This is a genomic window from bacterium (genome assembly GCA_024228115.1).
Taxonomy (GTDB): Bacteria; Myxococcota_A; UBA9160; order UBA9160; family UBA6930.
The window spans coordinates 1-4,671 of record JAAETT010000601.1; the positions used below are offsets into that span (position 1 = coordinate 1).

Here is a 4,671-nt window from a genome sequence, read left to right on the forward strand (position 1 = left end):
CAGTGTCCACCCTCAAACCAGGGTCGCCGAACTCACGCCGCGCCTCTGGAAAGAGAACTTCGCCGACGCTCCCCTCGGGCCCCTGACAGGCTGAGACCCCGCGATACGGGCTGCAACCACGTCCGAGGCTGGCCGCTTACGTCACTGTGGGCTGATCGATCTCGTAGAGGTGGATCCACTGGGCGTACACGCCACCCGGTGTCAAACGCGCACGAGCAGCCTCGAGAAACTCCCGGCTGAAGAGCATCTCCACGCCCGCCACCCACGGGTTGCTCGGCTCCGAGACGATCAGGCCGTAGCGACCTCCGGAATGGAGGAGCGCCCGGTAGGCGTCGCTCCGGAGCACCTCGACTTTCGGGCTCTTCGAAGCGCGTTGGTTTCCGTAGTCGAAGAGTGGTGCGGCCTCGATGACGCCGGGTGAGATCTCCGCCACCACTACGTCACGCGTCTCCGGGAGGGCCGCGAGCTCCCCCACCGTGACTCCCGTACCCCAGCCGATGACGAATCCGCGCGACGGGTCATCGGTAAGCAGGGCCGGCAAGAGCCTGGCGATCGCCATCGTCGGATAGTCGATGCCCATCGATCCGTCTGCCTTGCCGTTGGTCTTGATCGCGCGCGTGAGTCCTTGTCCCTTCGGTCGCAAGTTGAGAACACTCACGGTGGCAATCGGATCGTCGGTATGGAAATCGATCCTCGGGTTGCGCCGGGCGAAGAATTCCTCCGGCCCCAGGTACGTGCCCTCGACCGGCGCCCTCGAGCGGAACAAACCGGCCGTCATCTGTTCCGGGCTCCAGACCGGCAGGAGCATCGTCGCACCGATCACCACCGCGCCGATCGCGCCGCTGATCGGCAGCGACACACGGCCCACCAACCAGGTGATGAGCGCTGCCGCCAGGGCCAGCGCCGCCAGGGCGACCACGAAGACCTGATGGAGATCGAGCCAGAAGAGCAGCGCGTAGCCACCGAGGAGCGCGCCTACCAACGAGCCCAGCGTGTTCCAGCTGTAGAGCTTGCCTGCCACCGAGCCGAGATCTCCGATCTCGTTGCGCAGGTGGTAGAAGAGCAGCGGCAACAGAGCTCCCGACAACCCGATCGGAATGATCAGGACGGCGAGCAGCCCGGCGAAGATGGCGAGAAAATAGGGGTAGAACGCGACCTCCACGCTACTGAAGAGCGTCCTGAGCACATGGGCCCAGTAGGGAGCGTCCGGAATCAGCAGGTACAACCCGGCGAGCAATGCCACCAGCACCCACTGGGAGATCACGATGAAGCCGCGGGGGATGCGACCCAGTGCCGAGACCCCGAAGCTCCCCAACGCGATGCAGAGCACGAAGACCGCAACGACCATCGAAAAGGTGAAGTGGGAGGCCCCGAAAGAGAGCGCACCGATCCGGTTGAGCACCGTCTGGATCGTCATCATCGCGAAACCGGCCAACATGACGACCGCCGCGTATCCGCTGAATGCGGCGGGCGCGCTGCCGGGCGATGCAGCCTCATCCGCCTGAAGCCCTTCGCCACCACCTAGCGCAAAGAAGATGGCGCCAGCTCCCAGGTTGAGAAGCGCCATGGCCCGCACGACACCGTCGAGCCCGAGCAACGGCACCAGGATGAAACCGCCGGCCAACGCACCGACGAAGGCGCCGGCGGTGTTGAAGGCGTAGATCCAGGCATGGATGCGGGTCGCGCTCTCCAGGTTGCCCGAGAGAGATTGCGTGAGGATCGGGATGGTGCCGCCCATCAGCACCGTGGGAGGGCCGATCAGGAGAATGGTCAGGAAGACGTCGAACGCGAAGGAGACCACCTCGTTGCCGATCGGCACGCGCACCGAGATCATCTGGGCGCCCGTGAAGAGCCAGGGGAAGATCAGCGCCCAGACTCCGATGCCCATCTCGATCAGGCCGTAGAGCCGCAGCAGTTGAGGTGAAGCGCCTCGAGCGCGAGCGGACTGTTCGCGGCGACGCGTCACGATTCCGAACAGGGCGTAGCCCGCGGCCAATCCGCCCAGGTAGATTGCCAGGACAGCCGCGGTGGCCTCGCTATGGGAGCCCAGCAAGATGGCCAGGATCTTCTGCCACGCCACCTCGTAGACGAGGCCGCTGAAACCGGTGAGAACGGTCAATGCGAGAGCGAGTGCACGCATCAGAAACTCACCGCGAGCGCAAGTGCCCGCATCAGGAGTGCACCGGCACCACGACCGCTATCCGCTCGGCTCTAGAATGGAAACGCCTCGGAAGAGATCTTTCTGGGAAGTAGGTGCCGATCGGCCCGCGGAATCTAGCCCCTACGTGGCGAGAATGCGGTCCGGGCCCGCGTGACCGGCGGGATTCCCGGAAGGGGAAATCCGCTACCGTGCCGTGGGTGGCTCGGATGGAACAGAAGGTGATTCCGCAGCACGTTGCCCTAGCCCGCAAGGCCCTGGACGAGCGGCCGCTGCTGCGAGTCGGACTGTTCGCCCTGTTGCTGGTCGGCATGACCGTGGCCGCCTACGCCCCCGCGCTGGAAGCGGGCTTCGTCTGGGACGACGACGACTACGTGACCGCCAACCCGCTGCTTCCGGCAGCCGACGGGCTGTGGCGGATCTGGTTCACCATGGACGCACCCTCCCAGTACGTCCCGGTGGTCTACAGCGCGCTTCGCCTCCAGTACACCTTCTTTGGCCTCGAGCCCTTCGGCTACCACCTGGTGAACGTCCTCCTGCAGGCCGTCAACGCGCTGCTCGTCTGGGGCCTGCTCGCACGCCTCAAGCTTCCTGGTGCGTGGTTCGCGGCTGCCATTTTCGCCGTACATCCCGTCCACGTGGAGTCCGTGGCCTGGGTAACGGAGCTCAAGAACCTGCTCTCGTTGCTCTTCTCGCTGATGACGCTCTGGGTGTGGGTCCGTTTCCTGGAGTCGGGAGAGCCGACCCGATCGAAGCTCTATGGCCTTTCACTGCTCCTCTACATTCCGGCCCTGCTCAGCAAGGCGACTGCCTGCACCCTGCCCGCAGCCCTCCTACTGCTCGTCTGGCTTCGCGACGAGCCGATCGATCGCCGCCGCATCGGCCAGATTGCGGGCTTCGTCCTGCTCGGAATCGCAATGGGGCTGACGACGATGTACTGGGAAACGGTTCACGTCGGCACCGAGGGCGAACGCTTCAGCCTCTCGCCACTCGAGGCCTTGTTGGTGGCCTCCCGTGGATGTTGGTTCTACCTGGGCAAGCTGGCCTGGCCCACCAGCCTCGCCTTCAGCTACCCGAAATTCGAGATTGATCCCTCGGATACGGCTGGCTGGTCGCCGGGCTCGCCCTGCTCTACGCACTCTGGCATGCCCGCGATCAGATTGGCCGCGGGCCGCTGGCCGCGATGCTCTTCTTCGTCGCCACCCTCTCCCCGGTCCTGGGATTCATTCCTCTCTTCACGTTCTGGTACACCTACGTCGCGGATCACTACCAGTATGTGGCCAGCCTCGGACCGATTGCGCTCTTCGCTGCGGTGGCCGTCCCGTGGGCCCGGCGCCAGCTGGGTCCGAACCTCGCGGCAAGCCTGGCGCTGCTCCTGCTCGGGGGCCTGGGCGTCCTCACCTTCGAACAAAGCCGCATCTACCAGAACCGGGAGACGCTCTGGCGGGACACCATCGCCAAGAACCCCGCCTCGTGGATGGCTCATGCGAATCTCGGACGCTTCCTGCTGGCCGAGGATCGCCTCCAGGAGTCCCTCCTCGCCTATCGCGGAGCCCTGGACATTCGACCGGACGCCTATCGCGCTCATATCGGGATGGCAAAGGCCCAGCTGAAGATGGGCCAGGAGGCCGAAGCGGTCGGCCATCTGAAGGCAGCCCTCGAAATCGCACCCGACACCTACCCGGCGCACCAGCTGCTCGCCCAGCTCTACCTCAAGCAGGGCGACACGAGGCAGGCGCTGGCCGAGTACAAGGAAATGATCCGCATCCAGCCCTGGAGCGCACAACCCTATTTCCTCATGGGTAGGACGCTTCGCCGACAGGGACTCCAAGAGGAAGCCCGACAGCACTTCCGGCGGGCGCTGGAACTCGATCCGAACCACGCGGGAGCCCGAAGGGCCCTGCGCCGCACTGCCCAAAGACGCCCCCGGGGGGGCTAAGGCACAACGGCCTGTACTGCCACTCCCTCGGGTGAGAAACCACTCGTCGTGCCGGGAGGATTTCGACTCACCCCGAATTCCTCTGCACTGACCGGGCGTTGCGCCGACTCTTGCCTACCAGCCGCAACACCACGGTCTTCCTCGGCTTCTTGGGCCAGTCGAAAACTACTCGAGACGGCAGATTCCTTTGACACTTCCCCGCACCGCCAGCCACTTCTCTACGTGACCCCAGTTGTCGTCTTGCCTTTCGCATGTCGGTCGGCGCAAAGGAGACTGGCAGTCGATCGTGGCGGCCCGTTCCAGGGGCAGGGTCTCTCGGCCCATCAAGAGCGAGAGGCATTCAAGAATTGAAACAAAGGAGTTCCCTCATGAACAAGTTGATGAAATTCATTTCGATTGCCGGCCTCTCCATGGCCCTGGCAGTCACCGCGCAGGCCAGTGCCCTCTCGACCGGTGGCGTTAGCTTCGCCCTATCGACCCTCCCGGCGATTACGGCGAGTGGCGCTGGCAGTGGTAGCTCCGCTGGCGGCGCTGGCTCGGTCATCACCCTGACCGGCGCTCCCTTTGCTATCGC

4 protein-coding genes are annotated in these 4,671 nt (G+C 64.7%); 3 read left to right on the forward strand and 1 reads right to left on the reverse strand.

The features are described from left to right. Positions 1-136: 136 nt before the first annotated feature. Entirely contained in the window at positions 137-2,140 is a 2,004-nt protein-coding gene (locus tag GY937_25195; protein ID MCP5060012.1) for a hypothetical protein, read from the reverse strand. A gap of 227 nt (positions 2,141-2,367) precedes the next feature. Between GY937_25195 and GY937_25200 the strand changes: the two genes are divergently transcribed. The 3 genes from GY937_25200 to GY937_25210 all read left to right on the forward strand — a co-directional run. Beyond that, entirely contained in the window at positions 2,368-3,771 is a 1,404-nt protein-coding gene (locus GY937_25200; GenBank protein MCP5060013.1) for a glycosyltransferase family 39 protein, read from the forward strand. Beyond that, the gene (locus tag GY937_25205; protein ID MCP5060014.1) at positions 3,636-4,097 is read left to right on the forward strand and encodes a tetratricopeptide repeat protein; all 462 of its coding nucleotides are present in this window, start codon (positions 3,636-3,638) and stop codon (positions 4,095-4,097) included. The genes GY937_25200 and GY937_25205 overlap by 136 nt, the downstream gene beginning before the upstream one ends. A gap of 368 nt (positions 4,098-4,465) precedes the next feature. Further along, a partial coding sequence (locus GY937_25210; GenBank protein ID MCP5060015.1) for a hypothetical protein occupies positions 4,466-4,671 on the forward strand: 206 nt, incomplete at its 3' end.